At 44.4% G+C, this 25,154-nt stretch carries 23 protein-coding genes and 5 tRNA genes; 15 read left to right on the top strand and 13 right to left on the bottom strand.

Annotation, left to right across the window (positions count from 1 at the left end; all coding sequences use genetic code 11):
• Positions 1-149 precede the first annotated feature (149 nt).
• The gene (locus FTU03_RS04740; protein WP_179992198.1) at positions 150-770 is read left to right on the top strand and encodes an alpha-ketoglutarate-dependent dioxygenase AlkB; all 621 of its coding nucleotides are present in this window, start codon (positions 150-152) and stop codon (positions 768-770) included.
• A 239-nt stretch (positions 771-1,009) separates the two neighbouring features.
• On the opposite strand, the gene ruvX is transcribed toward FTU03_RS04740, so the two are convergent.
• The 3 genes from ruvX to recN all read right to left on the bottom strand — a co-directional run bounded on the left by ruvX (position 1,010) and on the right by recN (position 4,129).
• Entirely contained in the window at positions 1,010-1,453 is a 444-nt protein-coding gene (gene ruvX / locus FTU03_RS04735; protein WP_179992197.1) for a Holliday junction resolvase RuvX, read from the bottom strand.
• A complete protein-coding gene (locus tag FTU03_RS04730) occupies positions 1,446-2,000 on the bottom strand; it encodes a YqgE/AlgH family protein (protein WP_004787233.1) in 555 nt (184 codons plus the stop codon). Before FTU03_RS04730 ends, ruvX begins: the two co-directional genes overlap by 8 nt.
• Before the next feature lie 467 nt (positions 2,001-2,467).
• Complete coding sequence (gene recN / locus FTU03_RS04725; protein WP_179992196.1) at positions 2,468-4,129, bottom strand: DNA repair protein RecN; 1,662 nt, start codon at positions 4,127-4,129, stop codon at positions 2,468-2,470.
• Between the two features lie 437 nt (positions 4,130-4,566).
• Here recN and FTU03_RS04720 point away from each other — a divergent pair, with 437 nt between their 5' ends.
• From FTU03_RS04720 to FTU03_RS04710, 3 genes are all read left to right on the top strand, one after another.
• Positions 4,567-4,890 (top strand): pyrimidine/purine nucleoside phosphorylase, encoded by a 324-nt coding sequence (locus FTU03_RS04720; protein WP_004787221.1) that lies wholly within the window; start codon positions 4,567-4,569, stop codon positions 4,888-4,890.
• Positions 4,891-5,032: 142 nt separating this feature from the next.
• Positions 5,033-5,782: a 23S rRNA (guanosine(2251)-2'-O)-methyltransferase RlmB gene (rlmB, locus tag FTU03_RS04715; RefSeq protein WP_005233526.1), complete on the top strand. Its 750-nt coding sequence runs from the start codon at positions 5,033-5,035 to the stop codon at positions 5,780-5,782.
• A 43-nt stretch (positions 5,783-5,825) separates the two neighbouring features.
• The gene (locus FTU03_RS04710) at positions 5,826-6,743 is read left to right on the top strand and encodes a DMT family transporter (RefSeq protein WP_179992195.1); all 918 of its coding nucleotides are present in this window, start codon (positions 5,826-5,828) and stop codon (positions 6,741-6,743) included.
• A gap of 38 nt (positions 6,744-6,781) precedes the next feature.
• Here the strand turns inward: FTU03_RS04710 and coaE are convergent, their stop codons facing one another.
• The 4 genes from coaE to pilB are packed head-to-tail and all read right to left on the bottom strand — an operon-like array spanning position 6,782 to position 11,242.
• Positions 6,782-7,387: a dephospho-CoA kinase gene (gene coaE / locus FTU03_RS04705; RefSeq protein WP_179992194.1), complete on the bottom strand. Its 606-nt coding sequence runs from the start codon at positions 7,385-7,387 to the stop codon at positions 6,782-6,784.
• 1 nt (position 7,388) lies between these two features.
• On the bottom strand, positions 7,389-8,252 hold the full coding sequence (locus tag FTU03_RS04700; protein WP_218946452.1) for an A24 family peptidase: 864 nt from the start codon (positions 8,250-8,252) through the stop codon (positions 7,389-7,391).
• Positions 8,253-8,269: 17 nt separating this feature from the next.
• Positions 8,270-9,502, bottom strand: coding sequence for a type II secretion system F family protein (locus tag FTU03_RS04695; protein WP_179992193.1), 1,233 nt, complete (start codon positions 9,500-9,502; stop codon positions 8,270-8,272).
• A 30-nt stretch (positions 9,503-9,532) separates the two neighbouring features.
• Entirely contained in the window at positions 9,533-11,242 is a 1,710-nt protein-coding gene (gene pilB / locus FTU03_RS04690) for a type IV-A pilus assembly ATPase PilB (protein WP_159122714.1), read from the bottom strand.
• Between the two features lie 278 nt (positions 11,243-11,520).
• Here pilB and tpiA point away from each other — a divergent pair, with 278 nt between their 5' ends.
• From tpiA to FTU03_RS04635, 11 genes are all read left to right on the top strand, one after another.
• Positions 11,521-12,312, top strand: a complete 792-nt coding sequence (tpiA, locus tag FTU03_RS04685; RefSeq protein WP_159122713.1) for a triose-phosphate isomerase — start codon at positions 11,521-11,523, stop codon at positions 12,310-12,312.
• Positions 12,313-12,325: 13 nt separating this feature from the next.
• Positions 12,326-12,655, top strand: a complete 330-nt coding sequence (secG, locus tag FTU03_RS04680) for a preprotein translocase subunit SecG (RefSeq protein ID WP_159122712.1) — start codon at positions 12,326-12,328, stop codon at positions 12,653-12,655.
• A gap of 53 nt (positions 12,656-12,708) precedes the next feature.
• Positions 12,709-12,793 (top strand) — tRNA-Leu (locus FTU03_RS04675).
• 54 nt (positions 12,794-12,847) lie between these two features.
• Positions 12,848-12,924 (top strand) — tRNA-Met (locus FTU03_RS04670).
• 81 nt (positions 12,925-13,005) lie between these two features.
• A tRNA-Met gene (locus FTU03_RS04665) sits at positions 13,006-13,082 on the top strand.
• Between the two features lie 71 nt (positions 13,083-13,153).
• Positions 13,154-13,230 (top strand) — tRNA-Met (locus FTU03_RS04660).
• 88 nt (positions 13,231-13,318) lie between these two features.
• A tRNA-Met gene (locus tag FTU03_RS04655) sits at positions 13,319-13,395 on the top strand.
• Positions 13,396-13,619: 224 nt separating this feature from the next.
• Positions 13,620-14,144: a ribosome maturation factor RimP gene (rimP, locus tag FTU03_RS04650; protein WP_179992192.1), complete on the top strand. Its 525-nt coding sequence runs from the start codon at positions 13,620-13,622 to the stop codon at positions 14,142-14,144.
• A gap of 35 nt (positions 14,145-14,179) precedes the next feature.
• Complete coding sequence (gene nusA / locus FTU03_RS04645) at positions 14,180-15,664, top strand: transcription termination factor NusA (protein ID WP_004787201.1); 1,485 nt, start codon at positions 14,180-14,182, stop codon at positions 15,662-15,664.
• A 10-nt stretch (positions 15,665-15,674) separates the two neighbouring features.
• Positions 15,675-18,386 carry a translation initiation factor IF-2 gene (infB, locus tag FTU03_RS04640; RefSeq protein WP_159122710.1) on the top strand — a complete coding sequence of 904 codons (2,712 nt, stop codon included), beginning with the start codon at positions 15,675-15,677 and terminating at the stop codon, positions 18,384-18,386.
• Positions 18,386-18,790 (top strand): ribosome-binding factor A, encoded by a 405-nt coding sequence (locus tag FTU03_RS04635; RefSeq protein WP_179992191.1) that lies wholly within the window; start codon positions 18,386-18,388, stop codon positions 18,788-18,790. The genes infB and FTU03_RS04635 overlap by 1 nt, the downstream gene beginning before the upstream one ends.
• A 79-nt stretch (positions 18,791-18,869) precedes the next feature.
• Here the strand turns inward: FTU03_RS04635 and FTU03_RS04630 are convergent, their stop codons facing one another.
• Genes FTU03_RS04630 through FTU03_RS04605 form a run of 6 tightly spaced genes read right to left on the bottom strand, consistent with a single transcriptional unit; the run spans position 18,870 to position 25,084 of the window.
• The gene (locus FTU03_RS04630; RefSeq protein WP_005233541.1) at positions 18,870-19,268 is read right to left on the bottom strand and encodes a Na+/H+ antiporter subunit G; all 399 of its coding nucleotides are present in this window, start codon (positions 19,266-19,268) and stop codon (positions 18,870-18,872) included.
• Positions 19,269-19,278: 10 nt separating this feature from the next.
• Positions 19,279-19,554 (bottom strand): monovalent cation/H+ antiporter subunit F, encoded by a 276-nt coding sequence (locus tag FTU03_RS04625; protein ID WP_004787192.1) that lies wholly within the window; start codon positions 19,552-19,554, stop codon positions 19,279-19,281.
• Positions 19,551-20,069, bottom strand: a complete 519-nt coding sequence (locus FTU03_RS04620; protein ID WP_125278899.1) for a Na+/H+ antiporter subunit E — start codon at positions 20,067-20,069, stop codon at positions 19,551-19,553. Before FTU03_RS04620 ends, FTU03_RS04625 begins: the two co-directional genes overlap by 4 nt.
• Positions 20,069-21,877: a monovalent cation/H+ antiporter subunit D gene (locus FTU03_RS04615; RefSeq protein ID WP_179992190.1), complete on the bottom strand. Its 1,809-nt coding sequence runs from the start codon at positions 21,875-21,877 to the stop codon at positions 20,069-20,071. Before FTU03_RS04615 ends, FTU03_RS04620 begins: the two co-directional genes overlap by 1 nt.
• Entirely contained in the window at positions 21,877-22,242 is a 366-nt protein-coding gene (locus FTU03_RS04610; protein WP_004787185.1) for a Na+/H+ antiporter subunit C, read from the bottom strand. The genes FTU03_RS04615 and FTU03_RS04610 overlap by 1 nt, the downstream gene beginning before the upstream one ends.
• Positions 22,243-22,246: 4 nt before the next feature.
• The gene (locus FTU03_RS04605) at positions 22,247-25,084 is read right to left on the bottom strand and encodes a monovalent cation/H+ antiporter subunit A (RefSeq protein ID WP_179992189.1); all 2,838 of its coding nucleotides are present in this window, start codon (positions 25,082-25,084) and stop codon (positions 22,247-22,249) included.
• Between the last annotated feature and the right edge of the window lie 70 nt (positions 25,085-25,154).

Below are 25,154 nucleotides of genomic sequence, written 5' to 3'. Positions count from 1 at the left end.
TTTATTGTCAAAGTTGAATTTAGTCTAGGCAGGAATAAAGGTACTCACAAGAGTAAATGTTGTATTTATTTGTGAAATTAGATTGTAATTTCTCTGGATAAGTCTCAATCTTTTCAGCAAGATACTGAAATTTTTAGACTGATTTTAAAATGACTTTGGACCTGTTTGCGCCAGAACCTCAAGCTAATCTATTACCCTTTGATGGGGTGGTAGAGGATTATGGCCAGATTTTAAATGAGCAGCAGAGCCAGCAATATTTACAGCATTTTCTAGCTCATCTGGCCTGGCAAGCGGATGAAGTCACTTTATTTGGTAAGCATTATATTACTGGGCGAAAAGTCGTCTGGTATGGTGATGAACACTATCAATATCATTATTCCGGAAGTTTCAAACAAGCTCATATCTGGACACCGGGGCTATTTCGGTTAAAGCAGCATATTGAAAAATTGGTGGGCCATTCCTTTAATTCCTGCCTGGCCAATTTATATGAAGATGGTTCGCAAGGTCTGGGCTGGCATAGTGATGATGAAGCTGCTCTATATCAAGGAACATCTCAAGAAAATGTGATTGCATCCCTCAGTCTGGGTGCAACCCGCAAGATGAGTTTTAAACATAAAACGGAAAATAAAACATTAGATCTGCTTTTACAAAGTGGACAGTTGATTGTGATGCGTGGACAGACTCAACACTACTGGAAACATTGTATTCGGAAAACGACTCGGGTTCTGGAGCCTAGAATTAACCTGACTTTTCGTTATTTTTTTCCTTAGTTAAATCTCTTTTGTAAAACAAAAAATGTTATTTCATTAGTATTTAAAATTTCTTCTCCCTCAGGGAGAAAGTGAGAATGAGGGAGTTTCTTTGCTCATTGTTGAATAATTAAAAAATGATTGATGAAGGCACTCTATTGTTTTTAGATTAAAAGTACCCCAATGAACTAAAAAAGAGATTCTTCAATTCAAAAAAAATAGCATCTCGAAAGATGCTATTGCTTATATTTAAAAGAAATTTAGGGTTGCAGTCCAGCCGGATGCCTATACCAGCTTTCAATCAAGAGGGCAGCAGCAATACTGTCCGCAGACAATTTTTTGCCGCGACCTTGTGCCTGATAATGATCCAGTTCATCCCGTGCTTCACGAGTGGTCAGGCGTTCATCCACCATCAAGGTTTCAATATTGGTCTGATGACGTAAACGGCGGGCAAATTTACGTGCCCGTATCGACAGTTCAGATTCACTATCATCCATATTCAGTGGCAGACCAACTAAAAATAAGCCTGGCTGATAAATTTTTACGATTTTCAGTAACTCATCCCAGTTCGGGATCCCATCTTTCATGGGAAATAAAGGGAGGGGATTGGCACTTTCAATCAGGGATTGGCCGACTGCCATTCCCATTTTCTGTGTACCAAAATCAAACGCCATAATGGTGTTTGGCGCGTTTACATCAGGCATGTCCAATCTCGGAAGATAACCAGGTTCGGTCTACGCCCATTTTTTTATAGGCAGCATCCCAGCGGTCGTTATAAGGTAAGTTAAAAATCAGGTCCATATCGGATTCACAGATCAGCCAGTCACCCCGGGCAATCTCTTCTTCAAGCTGATGTTTGCCCCAGCTCGCATAACCCAAGGCGATCTGATAGCGGCCTACACCTTCATTATGCGCAATCGCATCCAGAATATCTTTAGATGTGGTAATACAAACATTTTCACCCACAGCAATAGAAGAATGCCAGGTCGGCTGACCGGTATGCAGGACAAAACCGGCCTCTGGTCGCAAAGGTCCACCTTGCAACACTTCATGGGGATTGACATTATCCGCCTCAATGTCCAGATCATTCAGCAATTCTTTAATTTGAATGCCAGCAGGGCGGTTAATAATAATCCCTTGAGCACCATCTTCATCATGACGAGCCAGATAAATGACCGTATGGGCAAAAAAATCGTCACTTGCATGGGGTGGCGCAATCAGACAACGATGAGTCAGATATTGTTTAGTCACCTGAGCGGCTCTCCAAAAGTCTATATCGTTTGTGATCGTGGTAGATGATTTATCAGGGCAAAAGACTGGATTTTCAATTTGCAAATTGTCTATTCCTTTATTTACTTATCCCACAAAAATGTATCACTGACAACTTAGCTTTGTAGATACTGGGTATAAAAAAACTACAAATAGGTATTTTTTTTATTTTTTCAATAAATCAATAAAATTAGTTTTATTTTATTGAATGGTAAATTCTCGGGCTTATTTATTATCGACTAAGAATATAAAATAAATTTAAGAAGGAATAAGTTTATATATTTTTAATTGTTTAATAATCAAACTAAATAATTAAATAGAAGAAAATATTAAATTTTATATTTAAAGCGGAGTGCTTTATTTTTTATTAATTTTTTATAAGTTGTTTTAAACTAAAAGCTGTTAATAAAAAATCCCTGCACTAGTCAGGGATTTTTATTAAGCATGATTTATGCTTGCTGAAACTTTAACTGTCTTAACTGACGTGCATGCTGCAAGGTGGTTTCATTAATTTCCACGCCACCCGTCATACGTGCAAGTTCCTGTACAATTTCAATTTCTTCCAAATTAATAATGGTACTGCTGGCCGGATCAGTCTGGCGTTTTTTCACTAATAAATGCTGGTCGGACTGTGCAGCCACCTGCGCCTGATGGGTAATACAAAGAATTTGTACATGCTGTGCCAGATCAGCCAATAAGCGACCCACGATTTCCGCAGTTCCGCCACTGATCCCGACGTCGATTTCATCAAAGACCAATACTTCAGCTTCGGTTTTTTCTGCATTCATCACCTGCATCACCAAGGCGATACGGGATAATTCACCGCCTGAAGCCACGCGTGCCAGAGGTTGTGCTGGTATGCCCTTGTTGGCAGTAAACAGAAGCTGAATAAAACTCAAACCTTCACTTGATGGATGTTCCAAAGGCTCAAATTTAAATTCAAAATGCGCTTCAGGTAGGGCAAGCTGTTTCACCTGTTCGGTCAGTTTTTTCGCCAGCGGTTCGGCTGCATCACGGCGAATCTGGTCCAGATGTTGAGCTTTGCTTAGAAACTCCTGATAAGAGACCTCGACCTGTTCAGCCAGAGTTTCCGGGTCTTCTAGCTGATGCAATTGTTCAAGTTCAGTCTGCCAGGCCTCATATTCTTCTTTCAGCAATTCTGGCTGGGTGCGGTATTTGCGTGCTAAACGGTGAAACACTTCCAGTTTGGAATTCAGTTCTTCCATACGCTCTGGATCAAAGCTTTGCCGATCCATAAACTGACGTAAGGTTGCCGTTGCATCTTCGAGTTCGCTTTGGGCATTCAGTAAAGAGGTATAAATCTGGGAAAGCTGTTCGCTACGACCGGCATGCGATTCCATGCGGCGCAAGATTGAAGCCAGTTCCTGCGAAATATTCTGTTCACCTTCATCCAGGCCATTCAGGCTATAGACACAATCCTGCATGATGGCTTCATGATGTGAAAGGCGGTCAAATTCCTGCTCAATTTCCTGATAATCCGTCTGGACGACTTCTTCCAGTTCTTCAAGTTGCAGCTCCAGAGTTTCCATACGTTGCTTACGGGTTGCTTGTGCATCCAGCGCGGCCTGATGCTGGCGAATATTTTTATGCCAGGTGCTATAAGCGTCACGTACTTCCTGAGCTGGTGCATAAAAATTGCTATAGCGATCCAGCCAGTGTTTGGGATAAGGTGGTTCTAGAAGTTGCTGCTGACTATGCTGGCTATAAAGCTGAACCAGTAGTCGGCCAATTTCTTTCAGTTCAGACAGACTACTGGGACGACCATTGATCCAGGCCTTACTGCGGCCAGTGGCAAAGATCACCCGGCGTAAATGAATCTCCCCCGACTCATCATCCAGTTCATGCTCTTTTAACCAGCTCGCTTCAGGGCTGTCTTCCTGATAACTAAAGGTTGCTGTTACATCCGCTTTTTCGGTGCCATAACGCACATAATTGGTATCGGTTCGCTCCCCCAGACAGGCAGACAGAGCATCCAGTAACAGGGATTTACCTGCACCGGTTTCACCAGTAAGAACGTTAAAACCTTTATCAATATCAATAGCAAGATGCTCGGCCAAAGCAAAATTGATCAGAGTTAAATGTGTCAGCATAAACGCATCCGGGCTGCGAAAAGTTTGAATGAAATAGCATGTCAGTTGCTTCAGTCTAGCAACGCGGCTGTTATTATAAATCAGGATAAATCGATTTCATTCTATCTTAAATTTCAGGGATTAATACACGCTTATTTGAATGTTGTGTCACAAGAACCAAGATTAGGCCACTGAAGTTACAAAAGATATTTTCATTTTTCTGACATGCTTGAAATTTAAATTAAATCAGGTCGGAATATATTTTGCTTATAAATGGCGAGAAAAATCACGGCATTTTCCAGGATCTGCCGAAATCACTCAAACAGGCTGGAATCAAGGCAAGCAGGGGCACCCAATAAATTCATTCAAGTCCGATAAACTTCGATTGATTAGTTGCGGGTGCACATTTAAACTACAGCAATCAAAATATTACAAAATGCTTTATCTGGAGAAATGGCATGTCAGCTCAGTTTGATCATGTATCAGTACTTAAAAAATCGAATGTGTATTTTGGCGGGTTATGCATCAGCCATGTGGTGCAATTTGAAGATGGCACTAAAAAAACCTTAGGGGTAATTTTACCTTCAGAAAATGCATTAACTTTTGAAACACATGTGCCTGAGCGTATGGAAATCATCTCAGGTGAATGCCGTGTGCAAATCGCTGACAGCGAAGAAAAAGAACTGTTCCGTGCTGGTCAGTCTTTCTATGTGCCAGGCAATAGCCGTTTCAAAATTGAAACTGATGACGTGCTGGACTATGTTTGCCATTTTGAAGGCTAAACAGACCTACAGATGAGCTGTAGCCGATCAAGAAATTTTTTTCTGAATCGGTTAAACTAAGCTTGATACGGAATCCTGTGAAGTTGGCTTTGCAGGATTTTTCTTTTGCTGCCTATTTCCCAATTTATTTTCGAGGTCGTTCATGGCTAAACCTGAGTATTATTATGGCGTCCATTCAGTAGAATCACTGCTGGAGCTTGAGCCTGAACGTGTCTTGACTCTTTTTACCCTGAAAGGCCGTGATGATCAGCGCCTGAAACGTGTGCTGGAATTGGCTGAGCCTTTTGGCATTAGTGTCCAGCAGGCTAGTCGTGACAAGCTGGAAAAACTGGCTGGTTTGCCTTTTCACCAAGGCGTTGTAGCGGCAGTTCGCCCGCATCCAACCTTAAATGAAAAGGATCTGGAAGATCTATTGAAACAAGATTCTCAAGTACTTCTATTAGCACTCGATCAGGTAACTGATCCACATAACCTGGGTGCTTGTATTCGTACTGCCGCAGCGATGGGTGTAGCGGCTGTGATTGTACCGCGTGACCGTTCAGCAAGCCTGACGCCGACTGCACGTAAAGTGGCAGCAGGTGGTGCAGAAAAAGTGAAGTTTATTCAGGTGACCAATCTGGCGCGTACTTTGGGTCAAATCAAAGATGAATTTAATGTACGTGTGGTTGGTACGATGCTGGATGAAAAAGCTTTACCTATCCAGAAATTTGATTTTACTGGTACAGGTGTATGCGTGGTGATGGGTGCGGAAGATACCGGTTTGCGTCCAATTACCCAAAGCCAATGTGATCAGACGGTTTATATTCCGATGGCAGGAAATCTGCAAAGTCTGAATGTGAGCGTGGCAACAGGGATGGCTCTTTATGAAGCCTGTCGTCAGCGTCAAGCTTAAGTCCTTTTTATTATTTACCTAAATACTGTTAAAGAAGAAGTCTATGTCTCCCCGAACGCAAGGTTATGCCTTTGTCTTAATTACCATGTGTATTTGGGGAGGTTTTACCTTAAGCACGCGCTTAAGTGCCCAGTGGGGGATTAGTGCCTGGGATCTGGTGGGATTACGTTTTCTATTGGCTTTTCTGATTCTGATGCCAGTCCTGATTTATAAAAAGGACACAGCCTTTTTGTGGAGTAAGGAATCCTTTCTCTTAGCCATGATTGGCGGGGTAGGGTATTGCCTGACTGCTTATACTGCTTTCCATTATGCACCTGCAGCTCATGCTGCCGTATTTCTAAATGGCTGTATTCCACTTTGTACCGCAGTGGCTGCTTTTGTGTTATTTAAACAGAGATTTGACCGACATACCTGGATCAGTATGGCGATTATGCTGCTTGCGATTGGCAGTATGAGTTGGCTGATGTTCCGGGAGTCCGGTGTGGCCTTGGGATTAGGCGATCTGCTATTTTTCATCAGTGCAATGTGGTGGGGTGTATTCACTGTACTGCTACGTCAATGGAAGCTATCTGCCTGGCATTCTATGGCCAGTGTAGCGATCTGGTCAGCCATCGTTTATGTGCCAATTTATCTGCTATTCTTCCCCAAACATCTGGATGCTGCTGAACCTTGGCAAATGGCTTCCCAGGTACTCTTTCACGGTGTTTTTGTGGTGATTGTAGCGACACTAACTTATGTGGAAGCGATTAAGCGTTTAGGTGCATTTAAAGCGGGCAGTATCGTGACTCTCGCACCATTTATTGCTGCCATACTGGCTGTGCCGCTTCTAGATGAACCTTTAAGTCTCGCGATTGTTTCTGGTTTGGTAGGTATGGCAATTGGTGCCATACAGCCTTGGCGCTGGCTGATGCATCAAGATAGCTTGAGTCAAAAACTGGAACAACAAAAAAAGCAGTCCTAACAAGGCTGCTTTTTATTTTAGTTTTAAATAGGTTTGGATTAATTATTTTGAGCAGCCATCTGAAGATACTTTTCATGTAATGGTGTGAGATGAGCATAGAGATGTTCTAGCTCACCATCATTCAGTACAATATCATCAGCCATGGCACACTTTTGTTCACGCGGCATTTGTGCGGCAATGATCTTCTGAATTTGCTCTACATTTTGTCCATCGCGCTGTGAAGCCCGTTGAATTTGCAGTTCAATAGCAGCATCAATTAATAACGTATGTTGTGTTAGTTCATGCTGATTTGTTTCAAACAATAAAGGAGAAACTAAAATCGCATAAGGACTTTGTGCTGCATGTAACTGTTGAATAATTGAATTGCGAATAGCAGGGTGGGTGATATTTTCCAGCATTTTTCGTGCTTCTGGAGACTGGAAAATATGTTCGCGCAAAACACGGCGATTCAATGAACCATCCTTGAGTAAAACCCAATCGCCGAAAGCTTCCCGAATTTGCTGTAGGGCTGGTTGACCGATATCAACGACTTCACGGGCGACAATATCTGCATCTACGACAGCAATCCCTTGAGCTTCAAACCATTGGCTGGCAGCAGACTTGCCACTACCAATTCCACCAGTTAAACCGAGTACAAATTTCACTTTACTGACCTAAATAGATTTTCATGATCTGCTCACCCCATAAAAAGGCAATCCAGCCGGCAATGGCAATATAAGGGCCAAAGGCAAAGGGCTGATTTTCTTTACGGACTTTAAGCAGGATAATCCCAATAATCGCGCCCACCAATGATGACAATAATACAATGAGTGGTAGGAGCATAGGCCCCATCCAGGCACCTAAGGCAGCTAGTAATTTGAAATCTCCATAGCCCATACCTTCCTTGCCGGTCACCAGCTTAAACAGATAGTACACCACCCACAAGCATAAGAAGCCAATGATATAGCCCCAGATGGCAGAATCAGGGGTAGTATAAATCGCATAACTATTAATGCCCAGGCCGAGTGCAGCCAGCGGCAAGGTATAGCGATCGGGTAATAACTGGGTATCGAAATCAATAAAGGTGAGGGCAATCAGGACATAGGTAAAAACCAGACCAAACAGCATCTGTATGGTAGGCCCAAATACTGCCACCACTATCAGCGCACAAGCAGCTGTGAGAAGTTCAATAAATGGATAGCGGATACTGATTGGATTCTGACAGTTACCACATTTACCACGTAATAAGATCCAGCTAATCACCGGAATGTTCTGATACCAGCGAATAGGAGTCTGACATTTCGGGCAGGTGGAAACTGGTTTGCTTAAAGTAATTTTGTTCTCATCAATGATGGGCTGGTCTGGATGCAAAAACAGCTGGCAATCTGTACGCCATTCCTGTTCCATCATTTTAGGGGTACGGTAAATGACAACGTTTAAAAAGCTACCAATACAAAGACTAAAAAGCCCAACTGCGAGATAAAGCGCAGTTGGGTTTGAAATAAAATAAGAAATAACATTAATAAACAAAATATTTAACCTGTAAATTAGCCAACCACGGAACCCATTTGGAAAATTGGAAGGTACATTGCGATAACAAGGCCACCAACAAGGACACCAAGAATTGCCATAATCAAGGGTTCCATCATGGAAGTTAAACCGTCGACCGCATTGTCGACTTCGTTTTCATAATGCGTCGCAACTTTATCCAGCATAGCATCCAATGCACCTGATTCTTCACCAATCGCAACCATCTGTACAGCCATAGAAGGAAATTTATCCGTGACACGCATGGCAAATTGAAGCTGTTGACCGGTTGCAACATCTTCCTTGATTTTCAATACGGCCTCTTCATAAACCACATTATTGGTCGCACCAGCTGTAGATTCAAGGGCATCAATTAATGGTACACCGGCAGCAAAAGTCGTCGCTAGGGTACGGCTATAGCGGGCAATAATTGCTTTATAGACCAGATCACCAAAAATGGGAGCTTTAAGTGCAGCTCTATCAAGCAAGTCTCGAAATTTTTTACTACGTTTTTTACTTTCAAGAAATATAGTAATAATAATTCCAATGCCAAGAATAAATAAGAACCAGTATTGCTGGAACCAATTTGACAAGTTAACAACAAACTGCGTAAAGGCTGGTAGGTCTGCACCAAATCCTTGAAAAAGTTCTTGAAATACGGGTACCACTTTCACCATCAAAATAATCGTCACAATAATTGCAACCACAATTACTGATATAGGATATTTCATGGCTTTTTTAATTTTTTGCTTTAACAACTCACTTTTTTCTTTGTAAATCGCGACACGATCCAGCATGGTTTCCAGAGCACCAGATTGCTCGCCAGATTCGACCAAAGAACAGAATAGGTTGTCAAAATATTGTGGGTATTTTCGTAATGCTCCGGCAAAAGTATTCCCCCCTTCAACTTCGCCTTTAATTCCAAGCACAACCTCGCGCATAGATGGATTTTCCAAACCTTCTGCGACAATTTCAAAGCCTTGTACTAAAGGTACCCCGGCTTTCATCATGGTCGCTAACTGACGGGTGAAGATGGTGATATCCAGCGTGGAAACTTTTTTCTTCATCAAACCTTCGAGAATATTTTTTTTCTTTTCTCGAATGGTTTTGATCGTAATGCCTTGTTTGCGCAAGTTCACTTTTGCCAAGGCCATATTTCGTGCCGGCAATTCCCCCTTGATCTTGGCGCCTTTGCGGTCAACCCCTTCATAACTGAAGATCGGTGTCATCTGGCCTTTTTTTACTGCTGCCATAGCTTTATCCTTATTTTATATTCAGCACGATCATTCGCTGGTTACACGATTGACTTCCTGTAAAGAAGTCACCCCCTGCATAACCTTCACTAACCCTGATCGGCGTAAATTGTTAAATCCTGCACGCGCGGAAGCTTCAGCAATTTCAATGGCATTGCCATCTTCCATAATAATTCTTGAAATTTCAGGTGTGACTTTCATGACTTCGTAAATACCGACCCGGCCCTTATACCCTTCACGGCATTCATTACAGCCGACTGGCTCATAAATCTGAAATTCAGGGCTTTGTAAATCTGCTTCGGTAAAGCCCATCTCCAGTAAGCTTTGCTTTGGAATGTCAGCCGGTTTTTTACATTGTGAACACAAGCGACGGGCCAGACGCTGCGCAATCACCAGATTGACTGAAGTCGCGATATTGAAAGAAGGTACGCCCATATTACGTAAACGGGTCAAAGTTTCCGGAGCACTGTTGGTGTGCAGAGTTGACATCACCATATGACCTGTTTGCGCTGCTTTGATTGCAATTTCAGCTGTTTCCAGATCACGGATCTCACCGACCATGACAATATCAGGATCCTGACGCAGAAAGGATTTTAAAGCAGCTGCAAACGTCAGGCCAACTTTATTATTGACGTTCACCTGATTAATCCCTTGCAGGTTAATCTCGACTGGGTCTTCCGCAGTAGAAATATTGGTATCTTCACGATTTAAGATGTTTAAGCCCGTATAAAGGGATACTGTTTTACCGGAACCAGTAGGACCGGTAATCAGTAACATCCCTTGCGGTTTATCTAAGGCTTCCATAAATAATTCTTTCTGCTCAGGTTCATAACCTAAAGCATCAATTCCCAGCATGGCACTAGACGGATCTAAAATACGTAGAACCAGTTTTTCGCCAAACAGGGTAGGGAGCGAGTTAACACGGAAGTCGATGGCTTTGTTTTTTGAGAGCTTTAATTTAATACGGCCGTCTTGAGGCACGCGTTTCTCAGAAATGTCCATCTGCGACATGACTTTCAAACGCGACGCCAAACGGTTTGCCAGTTGTAGGGGCGGGGTTGCAATCTGACGTAAAACCCCATCGACACGATAGCGCACCCGATACATTTTTTCATAAGGTTCAAAATGGAGATCCGAAGCGCCCATACGAATAGCATCAATCAGTAACTTATTAATATATTTAACAATAGGGGCTTCTTCACCCTTGTCTTTTTCGTCTTCTTCTTGAGTCGGATCGGCTGTATCGACATTTACATCCAGATCGAAATCATCATCAAAATCAAAAGTACTTTCTTCAGTAAAGTTTTGCTCAATCAGTTTTTCGAGTTTATTGTGTTCAACAATAACAGTTTCAATATTCAGTTTGGTTGCAAAGCGGATGGCATCCGTTGCTTCGATATTGGTCGGATTGCTCGTGGCGACATAAAGAATATTGGCGTTTTTATAAATTGGCAGAATTCGATGCTTGGTGATCAGCTTTTCATCAATATCTTCACGCAGGATTTGTCCCGGATCATAAGCACCAATATCAAATAGAGGCTCACCAAATTCTACTGAGATCGTTTCAGCAATGGTAGTAGGGGAAAGATTATGATGACTGACCAAATAGGCCACGATATCTGTTTTTTCCTGTTTGGCATTGGCTAAAGCAGTCCGCATATCTTCAGCTGATAATACCCCTTCATCGACCAGGCGACGAATAAACCCCGTAAATCTTGGTGACCCCTGCAATGCTGTCATGCTTCAAATGCCTATCAATTCAATTTTTTTAATTTGCTATTCTAAAATTATACGTTTGTTATACAAAAATACCATAGCTGAGAATGCTGCAATCTTCCTGATATTCAGTAAAAGCTTGAACTGGTCGGAAGAACCGGGCATTTTTTTCAGTGATAACAAAAAATAACCATTTTGAATAGTCTAAACTGAGAAATAGGATGAATAAAACTATTCTTTAAATTTTACAATTCCGTGTAGAATGTGCCCAATTCAAGATATGTCAGTGAAATAGGTTATTTATGTCGGTTTCGACGATTACCCCTTGGGTGGTGGGCAACTGGAAAATGAATCCAATGCAGGCAGATGCCCAAGCTTTGGTTCAGAATTTAAAAGACTTGCTTGAGTCTGCACCAGTTTCAACAGAGAAATGTCATTTGGGTGTGGCGCCGACAACCCTTGCCTTAACTCAAATTCAAACTGCATTTGCTTCTGCTAATCGCCCTGTATATACCGTAGCACAAGATGTATCACGTATTGCAGGGACAGGCGCTTATACTGGGGAAGTGAGTGCTGAATTATTGGCTGATAGCCAGATTCACTATGTATTGATTGGGCACTCTGAACGTCGTGAAATTTTTGCTGAAAGTTCACAGATTTTAAATACTAAAATCAAGAATGCCTTAAATGCCGGTTTAACCGTAATTTACTGTGTGGGCGAAAGTCTGGAACAGCGTGAAGCAGGGCAGGCAGAAGCGGTGGTTCTCCAACAGATTTGCGATATCGCGACTGTGGTAGAAGATGAACAGTGGAAAAATATTGTGATAGCCTATGAGCCAATCTGGGCCATTGGTACCGGTAAAACAGCTTCTCCAGAAGATGCGCAGGCCATGCATGCCCAGATCCGTCAGGGTTTGAGCCAGATTACAGGTTATGCTGCGACTATGGCAATCTTATATGGTGGTAGTGTAAAACCGGAAAATGCAGTAGAGTTAGCAGCCTGCCCTGACATTAACGGGGCATTGGTGGGTGGTGCATCACTCAATGCTGAGTCGTTCCATCAAATTGCTCAAGCATTTGCAAATACACAATAATTAGGAGTTCAGCATGCAAACTTTTGTGCTGGTAGTGCATATTATCTTAGCGATTTTGATGATTGTCTTGATTTTGGTTCAGCATGGTAAAGGTGCGGATGCAGGTGCATCATTTGGCGGCGGCGGTGCGGCAACGATCTTTGGTGCCTCAGGTTCGGGTAATTTCATGACCCGTTTGACGGCAGTTTTTACCGCATTGTTCTTTGTGACCAGTATTACTTTGGCGATTCTTGCCAAGAAACAAACCACGAATGCGTACAGTTTATCGTCAATTCAATCAGCACCAACTGCGCCTGCGCAACCGGTTGAAACTTCACCAACTGCACCACAAACGACCGAATAATTTTAATTAAACCTTTCTTTTTTTCAGTGATGCGACTAGAATGCGTCACAGCTGCGGTGGTGGTGGAATTGGTAGACACGCTACCTTGAGGTGGTAGTGCTTTCGGGCGTGGGGGTTCAAGTCCCCCCTTCCGCACCAACTTATAATCCAGAATATAAGTTGGTGTATGCAGCTAAAAAAAACTTCTGTTGATGCGGGATGGAGCAGTCTGGTAGCTCGTCGGGCTCATAACCCGAAGGTCGTTGGTTCAAATCCAGCTCCCGCTACCAATCAATCCTTTTTTAAAGACGCAAACTTTTAAAAGGCAGCTTAAATCTGATTTAAGTTGAGAAGAATTATTTGCATGTTGTTGCGGGGTGGAGCAGTCTGGTAGCTCGTCGGGCTCATAACCCGAAGGTCGTTGGTTCAAATCCAGCCCCCGCTACCAATCCTTTAAAGCTGCAAACTTTAAAGGCAGTTTAGTGTAAAATATTAAGCTGAATGTTATTTGTATGCTGATGCGGGATGGAGCAGTCTGGTAGCTCGTCGGGCTCATAACCCGAAGGTCGTTGGTTCAAATCCAGCTCCCGCTACCAATTTTTCAGTAACAGATAACAAATATGCAGAATGATGTGGTTGTGATTGAAAAGTTCGCATCTTTTGTATATAATTTTTGCACGTTGATGCGGGATGGAGCAGTCTGGTAGCTCGTCGGGCTCATAACCCGAAGGTCGTTGGTTCAAATCCAGCTCCCGCTACCAAGTTTCTTAAAAGAGGCTCACAACTATGGTGGGCCTTTTTGCACAGTGGGATTTGAAAAAAGTTCAAATTGTGCATTAATTGGGGCGATTTACGCCCTTTTTTATTGGCTATCGTGTAGTGTCGACAATATTTGGTCAAATCTCCATGTTTCACTACTACTATAGTTTGTATTGGTTTGTAGTGGTCAAATAGATCATAAAATCGCACCAGATGACGAGAGTAAATGAAGCTATCAAATAAAACTCAAGCACTTCAGGACTTGATTGCACCAGCAGTTGAAGCCTGTGATGTAAATCTGTGGGGGATTGAATTCCTGCCACAAGGCAAACGTTCATTATTACGGATCTATATCGACAAACCGGTCGATGAAAATGCAGCACCTGTTGTCAATGAAGATGGCGAAGAAGAGCAGGGTCGTGGTATTGGGGTTCAGGACTGTGTACGTGTCACACAGCAAGTCGGCGCGATCCTGGATGTACATGATCCAATCTCAGGTGAATATTCGCTTGAAGTGTCTTCACCAGGTTGGGATCGTCCATTCTTCCAGCTGGAGCAGATGGCTCATTATATCGGACAAACGGTTGCGCTGCGTTTGATCAGTGCCGTCGATAACCGTCGTAAATTCCAGGCAAAACTGGTTGCAGTCGACCTTGAAAATGAAATGATTCAGGTTGAAGTAGAAAAGCAACAGATTTTGGATATCGACAGTCACAATATCGATAAAGCAAACTTGGTCTATCAAGATTAATTCAATTAATAAGAATCTGAACGAATAGGTGACTTATGGCACGTGAAATTCTTACCGTCGTTGAAACGGTTAGTAACGAAAAAGGTGTAAGTCGTGAAGCAATTTTTGAAGCGCTAGAACAAGCTTTGGTTGCAGCGACTAAGAAGAAATTCTACGAGGGGACTCACTCGGAAGAAGCTCGTCTTCGTGTAGAAATTGACCGTAAAACTGGTGATTATCGTACTTTCCGTCAATGGGAAGTAGTGGCTGATGAAGATCATGAAATGCCTGCTTGTCAGGATGCGATCTCTGATGTGGATCCGGCACAATGGTCGATTGGCGATATCCGTGAACTGGAAGTAGAATCAATCGATTTCGGTCGTATTGCTGCCCAGATCGCGAAACAGGTAATTGTACAGAAGATCCGTGAAGCAGAACGTGCACTGGTTGCCGATGCTTATGAATCTAAAGTCGGTGAGCTGATCTACGGTGAAGTGAAAAAACAAACCAAAGATGGTTTTATCATTGACTTGGGTGACAACGCAGAAGCGTATCTGGCACGCGAAGAGATGATTCCGAAGGAAATCCTTCGTCCGAAACAACGCGTAAATGCGATTCTATATAGCGTTAACCGTGAAGGCCGTGGTGCACAATTATTGTTGTCACGTGCTAAACCGGAAATGCTGATCGCATTGATGAAAAAAGAAATTCCTGAAATTTCTGAAGAAATCATTGAAATTAAGGCCGCAGCTCGTCAACCGGGTGTTCGTGCTAAAATTGCAGTGAAAACCAACGACCACCGTATTGACCCGGTGGGTGCTTGTATTGGTATGCGTGGTACACGTATCCAGGCTGTACAGCAAGAGCTCAATGGCGAGCGTATTGATGTGGTGGTTTGGTCGGATGATCCTGCGCAATATATCGCAAGTGCATTAGAACCAGCAGATGTATCTAGTATTGTCATCGATGAAGATGCACGTACTGCAGACATCATTTTCGCGACTAGTGATCAGCTAGCTCGCGCAATTGGTTCACAAGGTCAAAACGTTCGTCTGGCATCTGAACTGACTGGCTATAAGCTGGACATGATGCTGGAAGAAGAGTACTACGCACGTCAGCAAAGCGAAGCACAAAAATATCTGGACATGTTTGTTACACGTCTGGATATTGCTGAAGATTTGGCGATGGCGTTGGTAGAAATGGGCTTCACCTCGCTTGAAGAAATTGCTTACGTACCGCCAGAAACGTTTGATGAAATCGAACTGGATGCGGAACTGGTTGAACTACTGCAAAGCCGTGCGAAAGAAATTGCACTTGCTGATGCATTACAACAGCAAGAAAACGTACAAGCGCCAAGTGAAGAACTTGTTGCAATGGAAGGCATGACAGCAGAGATCGCGCAAGCTCTCGCAGCTCGTGGTGTGGTAACCGTAGATGACTTAGCTGACCAAGCGACTGATGATATCGAAGATATCGAAGGTCTCGGTGCTGAGAAGGCCGGTCAACTTATTATGAAAGCGCGCGAATCATGGTTTAACTAGGAGGTAGTATATGACGGACAAGTCGATTAAAGAGTTAGCACTCAGCGTGGGTCGCCATGTTGATAAGCTCCTAGAGCAGGTTCGTGAGGCAGGTTTACCACAGCGTAAAGCTGACGATATTATTACCACCGAACAACAAGATCGCTTAATGAATCATGTGAAAAAGACACAAGGTTCAGATGGCCATGCAGGACAAATCACGTTGAAACGTAAAACGACCAGTACTGCTAAAGTGGCAAGTACTTCAGGTAAGGCGAAAACGATTAATGTAGAAGTTCGCAAGAAACATACATTCGTTAAGCCAGACCCGGAACAAATTAAAGCAGAAGCTTTAGCGAAGGCTCAAGCTGAACAGCAAGCGAAAGCAGAAGCTGAACAGAAGCCAGCACCAGCTAAAAAACCTGCTGATGCACCTAAATCAGGTACAAACAATGCAAGCAAAGCACTAGAAGCAATGCGTGCAGCTCAGAAACAAGAAACTGAGAAACAGGAAACACCTAAAGCCGCTGTTGTGGTAAAACGCAAATCAACTAACAAGCCGATTGTGAAAGCAGCGGTTAAACAAGTTGAAACAGCAGAACAGAAAAAAGCGCGTGAAGCTCAAGCCGCTCAATTAAAAGCAGCTGAAGAAGCAGCACGTCGCAAGGCAGCTGAAGAAGCACAACAACGTACCCTTGAGCAAATGCGCAAGATGGCATCGAAGTATTCTTCTGAAGATACCACTGCAACCATTCGTGTGATTGATGATTCTCCACTTGCTGCTGGTCTGGTTGGCCAGGCATATGAAGACTCATTTGCGAAAGAAGACCGCGAAATTAAACGTGGTACTAACACTTCAAATACACGTTCACCGAAAAAAGGTGGTCGTCGTGGTGAAGAGCAGTCTTTCCGTGATAACTCACACAAACGTGGTTTGAAATCTAGCCAAGCGAACAAGCATGGTTTTGAAAAACCAGTGAAAAAACAGGTTTATGACGTTGAAATCGGTGAAACGATTGTCGTTGCTGACCTGGCTGCGAAAATGGCGGTTAAGGTTCGTGAAGTCATCAAGTCACTGATGAAAATGGGTGAACTGGTTACTCAAAACCAGGCAATCGATCAGGAAATCGCGGCACTTGTGGTTGAAGAAATGGGTCATAACCCAGTACTGGTTTCTGAAACTGCAGTCGAAGATAACCTGCTTGAACAGGCTGAAGAAGCACGTGGTGCGCAAACTACTCGTGCGCCAGTTGTTACGATCATGGGTCACGTTGACCATGGTAAAACATCGCTTCTAGACCGTATCCGTCGTGCCAAAGTGGCGCAAGGCGAAGCAGGTGGTATTACCCAGCATATCGGTGCTTACCATGTAACGACTGATAAAGGTATTATCACATTCCTTGATACTCCGGGACACGCAGCGTTTACTGCAATGCGTTCACGTGGTGCCAAAGCGACTGATATCGTAGTTCTGGTTGTTGCAGCAGATGATGGCGTGATGCCACAAACTGCAGAAGCAATCGATCACGCACGTGCAGCGGGTACACCGATCATTGTTGCAATCAACAAGATGGATAAAGACTCAGCTGATCCAGATCGTGTACTGAACGAATTGACCACCAAAGAAATCGTACCTGAAGAATGGGGCGGTGACGTTCCTGTAGCGAAAGTATCTGCACATACTGGTGCCGGTATTGATGAACTTCTTGACCTGATTTTAATTCAGTCTGAATTGCTTGAATTGAAGGCGTCTGAAGAAGGTGCGGCACAAGGTGTTGTGATTGAAGCGCGTGTTGATAAAGGCCGCGGTGCAGTGACTTCTATTCTGGTTCAAAACGGTACGCTGAAAGTGGGTGACCTGGTACTTGCTGGTTCATCTTATGGCCGCGTTCGTGCCATGACCGATGAAAACGGTAAACGTATCAAGTCTGCAGGTCCTTCGATTCCAGTTGAAATTCTGGGTCTTCCAGAAGCGCCGATGGCAGGTGACGAAGTTCTTGTTGTGAATGACGAGAAGAAAGCACGTGAAGTTGCCGATGCGCGTATGGATCGTGAACGTCAAAAACGTCTTGAACGTCAATCTGCAATGCGTCTTGAAAACATCATGGCGTCTATGGGCAAAAAAGATGTGCCGATCGTCAATGTGGTATTAAAAACTGATGTACGCGGTACATTGGAAGCGCTGCATGTTGCATTGGCTGAGCTTTCAACGGATGAAGTAAAAGTACGTATCATCGGTTCTGGTGTTGGTGCGATTACTGAATCTGACGTCACACTTGCTGAATCTTCAGAAGCGGTTCTTCTTGGCTTTAACGTACGTGCCGACAATACTGCACGTCAAAAAGCAGATGCAGACAGTATCGACATTCGTTACTACTCAGTGATCTATCAATTGATTGATGACGTGAAAGCAGCGATGAGCGGTAAACTTGCTCCTGAACACCGTGAAACGATCTTGGGTGTTGCTCAAGTGCGTGAAGTGTTCCACTCAAGCAAATTCGGTGCTGCAGCAGGCTGTATGGTGCTTGAAGGTGTATTACACCGTAATAAACCGATTCGCGTATTACGTGATGACGTGGTGATCTTCCAAGGCGAGCTAGAATCTCTTCGTCGCTACAAAGAAGTGGTGGAAGAAGTTCGTGCCGGTATGGAATGTGGTCTTGCGGTGAAAGGCTATAAAGACATCAAACCTCTCGATAAGATCGAAGTGTATGATGTGCAATTGATTAAACGGAGTCTTTAATGGCGGGTAGTCAACGTCTGAAGCGTATGGCGGATACGGTACAACGTGAGTTGTCTGAACTGATCCGTCAAGAGCTGAAAGATCCACGTCTGGGTGGTCTGGTGACCATCTCAGCCGTGAAGGTGAGCCCAGACTTAGGATATGCAGAAGTTTATGTCACAGTAATGGGTCGTGAACTTGGTGATGAGCAAAGTGAAGCGGCAAATAAAGAAACACTCGATGTCCTGAATAAGGCATCCGGGTTCCTGCGCCATGAACTGAGCCGTCGGATCAAGACACGTATTACACCTCGTCTACGTTTCCATTACGACAAAACCAATGCATATGGTAACTATATGTTTGGTCTGATTGCTGAAGCAGTGAAGGATTTACCTCCTGCTGACGACAAGAAAGATGAAGAATAAGCTTTTATAAAGCGCAATAAAAAAGCCACCTTAGGGTGGCTTTTTTATTGCTGAACTTTTAAGTAGAACTGGCTAACTATTACTTTGAATCCTGGTCATTCATTTTCTTTTCATAAAATGCACGACGGCGGGTTTTCTGCCAAGGCAATGGACGTTCTAGTGTTTCTGGCACTTCACCACTCATCGAGCGCAAACGTAAATGCAAGGCCGCTTGCGCCATCAGGTTGGCAGATACCGGTGCAGTAATGAAGGCAAACAGGGTAATCAGTACTTCAGCAAAACCTAAACGACCATAGATAGCCGAAAAAATAATAGAAGCGATCAGAAAGCTTCCTAGACCTAAGGTACTGGATTTGGTCGGTGCATGCAGACGCATAAACAGGTCAGGTAGACGTATCATCCCAATGCCGCCCACCAGCATAAAGAAAGCGCCAATCAATAAAAAAATCGAAACTAGTATTTCTAAAATCAGAGGCATTTAAAAACTCCTAGTCGATGACATGGCCAGTGGTGAAATAGCGGGCAAGGGCAGCGGTAGAAACAAAGCCCAGCATGGCCACCAGTAGGGCACCTTCAAACATGAAAGTGCTGCTCCAGTAGATTCCCAGAATCACCACCAGACAGGTTGCATTTAAAAATAGGGTATCCAGTGCCAGCAGACGGTCAACGATTGATGGGCCCATAACCAGCCGGATCAGACACAGTAACATGGAGATCGTGACAGCACCCAGACAAATCAGCAATGCATATGGCAGAATGGTCATGCTTCAGCTCCTGATTGTGCGCTAAAAATTTTAATCAATGGTTGTTCATAGCGCTGTTTAATAGTTTCAATTTCGGCCTCTTCATCATCCGTACTTAAAGCATGCACAAGAATATCGCCCCGGTCCTGATCAATCCCCGCAGAGACTGTACCTGGTGTTGTGGTAATAATCATTGCCAGCAACGTATTTACTTCTTCATGCTCGGTATCTAGAGGAACACGAAACCATTTTGGATGCAGATTTTTAGTTGGCCCTAGCACCAGAATCGCGACTTTAATATTGGCGACAATGATGTCCCAAACAACGACCCAGAATAAGCGCATCGCTGGGATCCATCGGATATTCGGTGTGTAATCAATAAAAGGAGCGACCATTCGCGGAATCAAGATGGCCAGAAATATTGCCATAAGGAGTGTGCCGGCTTCCATATTATGGGCCAGCATGACCCAGCTCATCGCCACAATTACTGACACGAAAGGATGAGGGAACCAGCGTTGAAGTAATGATTCAGCCATTAAAGTCCCTCCGCCGGTTTAAGTTGATTGTCGTCGTATTTGTTCTGTTCAATATACTGTTTATCAATCTGACGCTGTTTAAATTCAGAAATATGATCGCCATTTAAGGTATTTTCTGAAATGACATAAGGAATCAGATGTGCATTTGGATCAGGCGTTTCACCACCGTATTTAGTTTCTGGTAAATAACCCGGATCAAATGGCTGTACACTGATGAACTTACCTTCAGCATCACGTTTTAATAATGCTGCTTCATAAATCGGATTGGTCTTAATCTGTGCTGCGGTCTGATAATTATATTGATAAATCGGTGCAGCAAAAACAACATAGGCTGTCAGACTGAGCAATAACAGATAAATGACCCGGTCATTTCGTGCCGGTGCCTTGCTGGGTAAGGCTTCATATTTGCTGAATTCTTCAGAATTTTCATCCTGTTCCGGTCGGCTTGAACGCCAGAACAGAATAAAACCGACCCGGGTAAAAGCTAGAATACTCAGTAAGCTGACCAGTAGAACCGTAAAGATAATCAGCATTTGATGCTCAGACTGTCCTGAAGCTTGCAGGATAAACACTTTACCGAAGAAGCCACTGAAAGGTGGCAAGCCGGCCATCATCAAGGCAATGATGAAATACACAATAGAAACCAAAGTATTCTGTTTCATCTGTGGTGCAATTTTAAAGTGATCTTTAAATTCACCGCGTTGTGAAGTAATCCAGCCACACAGGATATAAAAGGCTGCGCCAATCAGGGTACTGTGCACCATATAGTACAAGGCACCTGCCCAAGCCTGGGTACTGTTCATGGCAATCGCAATCAGAATGGTGCCGACTGAAGACAGGATCATAAAGCCGACAAAACGGCGTAGACGTTCAGTCCCAATGGCACCGAATGCACCATAGAGTGATGTAATCACACCAATGGCCAGCAGACAGTTCATCAGGATCTGATGGCTGTATTCATCATCAAATACGGTGCCATTGACCCGGATAATTGCGTAGATCCCGACTTTGGTCATGATGGTAAACAGGGCAGCCACCGGAGTAGTTGCAACAGCATACGTTTTAGGAAGCCACAGGCCTACCGGTAACATGGCAGCCTTGATCCCGAACACCACAAATAGCATCAGTCCGCCTGCAACGGCAAGCTTATGTTCGTCACCTGCCAGAGTTGGCATCAGACGAGCAACATCAGCCATATTCAGGCTGCCGACACTGCCATAAATCATGCCGAGCCCGATCAGGAACATGGCAGAAGCGAGCAGGTTAATAGCCACATAATGTACACCGAGCTGGAAGCGTGCCTTGCCTTGCCCATGCAAAAGTAGAACATAGGATGCCATTAACAGGATCTCGAAGAACACGAACAGGTTAAACAAGTCACCGGTCAGGAAGGCACCACTAAGCCCCATTAACAGAAAATGGACCATGGCGTGGAAATAGCGCCCGCGAATATCCCATTCTTTGCTGGCATACCAAACGATTGGCAAAGCGAGTGTATAGGTCAGTACCAGCATCAAGGCAGAGAGCTGGTCCAGGACCAGCACAATACCAAAAGGGGCGGCCCATTCACTTAAAGTGTAGACACTAATTTGCCCTTGGCTGCTATTGATCAGATAGCCAATCGCCATAATCAAACCCAATAGGGTCGAAATATGACTCACGCCACGACGCCAAGGCTGACGCCAGTCGGTAATCAGAGAACCGGAACCTGGGTTACCTAACAGTACTAAAATAAAGGCAGTAAACGCCGGTAAAAGAATACTGAAAATAGGGGTGTGTTGATTCAAGAAGTTGAGAAGATCAGTCATTACGGCTCATCCTCACGTGGGTCATGTTGCGGTATCTCTTCTTTGGAATCAACGTGGTCTGTTCCTGATTCATAACGGCTACGTAAGGCCAGCTGTACAATAAAGGCGGTGGTAGCAAAACCGATTACAATGGCGGTCAGCACTAGCGCCTGAGGTAAAGGATCGGTGACCTGCGTGGCTTCGGTAAGCACTGCAGGCGAATTCATCTGAATACGGCCCATGGCAAATAAAAACAGGTTCACTGCATAACCAATCATGGCCAGTCCAAGGACGACCGGAAAGGTACGTGCCCGCAGAATCAGATAGATCCCGGTGGCAGTGAGTAGGCCAATTGCTGAGGCTAATAAAAGTTCTAAACTAATCATTCTATTATCCTCTTGGTACTGGGCCAGTCATACTTGAGTGACGGGAGTCACCCAGAACGGAAATCATCAGCATGGTCGCCCCGACTACGGTGACATAGACACCGACATCAAATAGCGCGGCAGAAGCCAGATGCATATCGCCAAGTAATGGTGGATGAACATGAATATGGGCACTGGTCAGGAAAGGACGTGACCAGAACCAGGCTGCGATGCCAGTCAGGCCAGCAATAGTCAGGCCGACGCCAATCCAGATTTCATAGAGACGTCCAGATTTAGCTCCCAGCATTTTTTCTGCATGATCCTGACCAATGGCAACGTATTGAATGATCAAAGCCAATGAGGTGACCAGACCGGCAATAAAACCGCCACCCGGAAGATTATGGCCGCGCATAAAGATATATAGGCTAACCACCAAGGCTACCGGTAAAATCCACGATGCGGTAATACGTAGCATCAAAGGGGAGGGGTTAAAACGGTAAGTCAGGCCTTGGGTAATGGTGGTGCCATGGGCACGCATACCGTCCATCAGACTCAGTACCCCAATGGCAGCAATCCCGAGTACGGTAATCTCGCCGAAGGTATCGAAACCACGGAAATCGACCAGAATTACGTTGACGACATTTGTGCCGCCACCAAGCGGAATCGATTGTTGGATGAAGAACCAGGAAATTGAATTATGGTCACGCGTCATAACTAGCCAGGCAACTGTTGCAATTCCTAGACCCCCGCAGACCGCAATCACTGCATCTCGCCAGCGTCGGGTCGGGCTGGATTCATAAGGTGTGAGTTGTGGCAGGAGTGACAGGCTCATCAGTAACAGAACAGTTGTTACTACATCGACTGTAATCTGGGTCAAAGCCAGATCGGGTGCTGAAAAACCAATGAAAACCATGGTGACGACCAGACCGACCGCACCGCTGATCAGGATGGCTTTAATCCGTTCATGATGGAACCACAGCATCATCCAGCAGGCTGAGAACAGCAGTAACCATAGAACGATGGCAAGCACTGGAGCATGGGTCAGTTCGCGGCTACCGGTGTCGATCCCATTGACGACGAGTGGATAGCCCACCAGACCAATGGTAAACAGCACCGTCCACAAAATATAACTTTGCAGTTTGCCATTTTCAGTCGCACGGCGGAAACGTCTTGAATTCAGTAATAGATTTTTCAGGAACAGATCAAACAGTACACGACCCTGCAGTTTGCCGAGTTTTGGATCCAGATCAATTTCCCGAATTGCACCGCCTTTGGCCAGTGCAAAATAGAAAATTGCACCGCCGAATATCGCAATAATACTCATCACCAAAGGCAGATTAATACCGTGCCAAAGGGCGAGGTGAGTACCTTCAAAGGCGAAATTCTGGGTTGACGCTTGTGTAGTGCTATTTACAATCTTTTCGACCAGTAATCCTGGTAACAAACCAACTGCAATACACAGGAAAGCTAATAAAATAGCTGGTGCACGCATACCGAATGGCGGCTCATGCGCATCTTTATTTGGGACTTGCTGACCTAAGGGGCCATCAAAAAATACGCCATGTACCAGACGAATCGAATAGGCGACAGCGAAAATCCCGGCCAATGTTCCTGCAATGGCTGCACCCACCATGACTGGGCCACTTAAGTTTGCGACCAGTTCGGTAAAGAACATTTCCTTGGACAAGAAACCATTGGTGAATGGAATACCTGCCATGGAGGCAGCGGTGATCATGGTCAGTGTTGCGGTGAAAGGCAGCATTTGCCAAAGACCAGACAATTTTCGCAGATCCCGGGTACCGGATTCATGATCAATGATCCCGGCAATCATGAACAGGGCAGCTTTAAAGGTTGCATGGTTAATGATATGGAAAATTGCTGCTGCGACGGCTAGTGGTGAGCCAATACCCAGCAGACACATGATTAGGCCCAAGTGGCTAATAGTTGAATAGGCCAACAGACCTTTCAGATCTTCTTTAAAGATGGCAAAGAACGCTGCCACACACAGGGTAAATAACCCGATAAAAGTAACAATATTATGGAACAGTGCCGCGCCTGCAAAAATCGGCAATAAACGTGCGACTAAAAACAGGCCCGCTTTGACCATGGTGGCAGAGTGCAGATAGGCAGACACCGGCGTCGGTGCTGCCATGGCATTTGGTAACCAGAAGTGAAACGGGAACTGCGCACTTTTGGTAAAAGCACCGAGTAAAATTAATAATAATGTCGGTACAAATAGGGCATGTGCCTGAATCTGTTCGCCCATCATCAGGATCTGGTCAATCTGATAGGTACCCGTCATCTGTCCGAGCAGAATAAAACCACCCAGCATAGATAAGCCGCCCATGCCGGTAATGGTTAGAGCCATGCGTGAGCCGCGTTGGGCCGCTTCGTAATTGCTCCAGTAACCAACCAGCAGGAAGGAAGAAATACTGGTGAGTTCCCAGAAAATCAGGAGAATCAGAAGATTATTAGACAAGGAAATGCCGAGCATCGCTGCCATAAACAGCATCAGCAGGAAATAGAGTTTACTCAGGGAGTTTTTAGGACTGAGATAGTAATAGGCATAGATATAAATCAGGGTACCAATTCCACTAATCAGCAGAGCAAACAGCATGCCCAAAGCATCCAGCCGGAAACTGAAGTCGATTCCAAGCTGGGGTAGCCAGGACCAGGTCTGGGTAATTACCGTTCCATTAAATACAGCAGGCGCCTGACTCAACAGTAATAAGAAACTGCTGAGGCTGACGGCAATTGCTCCTAAAGCCGTTACCCCGCGTGAAAATTGCTTCAGCCACGAGACAAGGGTTGTGCCTAATACTAACGGTAACAATATAATAATTGGCAGCACACTCGTATCCATTGTCGTGATATAGGTTAAGGTCAACCTAGGGTGAATCTTTATCTTTCAAGGATTACAGGACCGCAAAGAG

Source organism: Acinetobacter sp. YH12046 (assembly GCF_013419905.1).
Classification (GTDB): Bacteria; Pseudomonadota; Gammaproteobacteria; order Pseudomonadales; family Moraxellaceae; genus Acinetobacter.
Note: the sequence above shows the minus strand (reverse complement) of the source record. Positions and strands in the feature narration are given on the sequence as shown.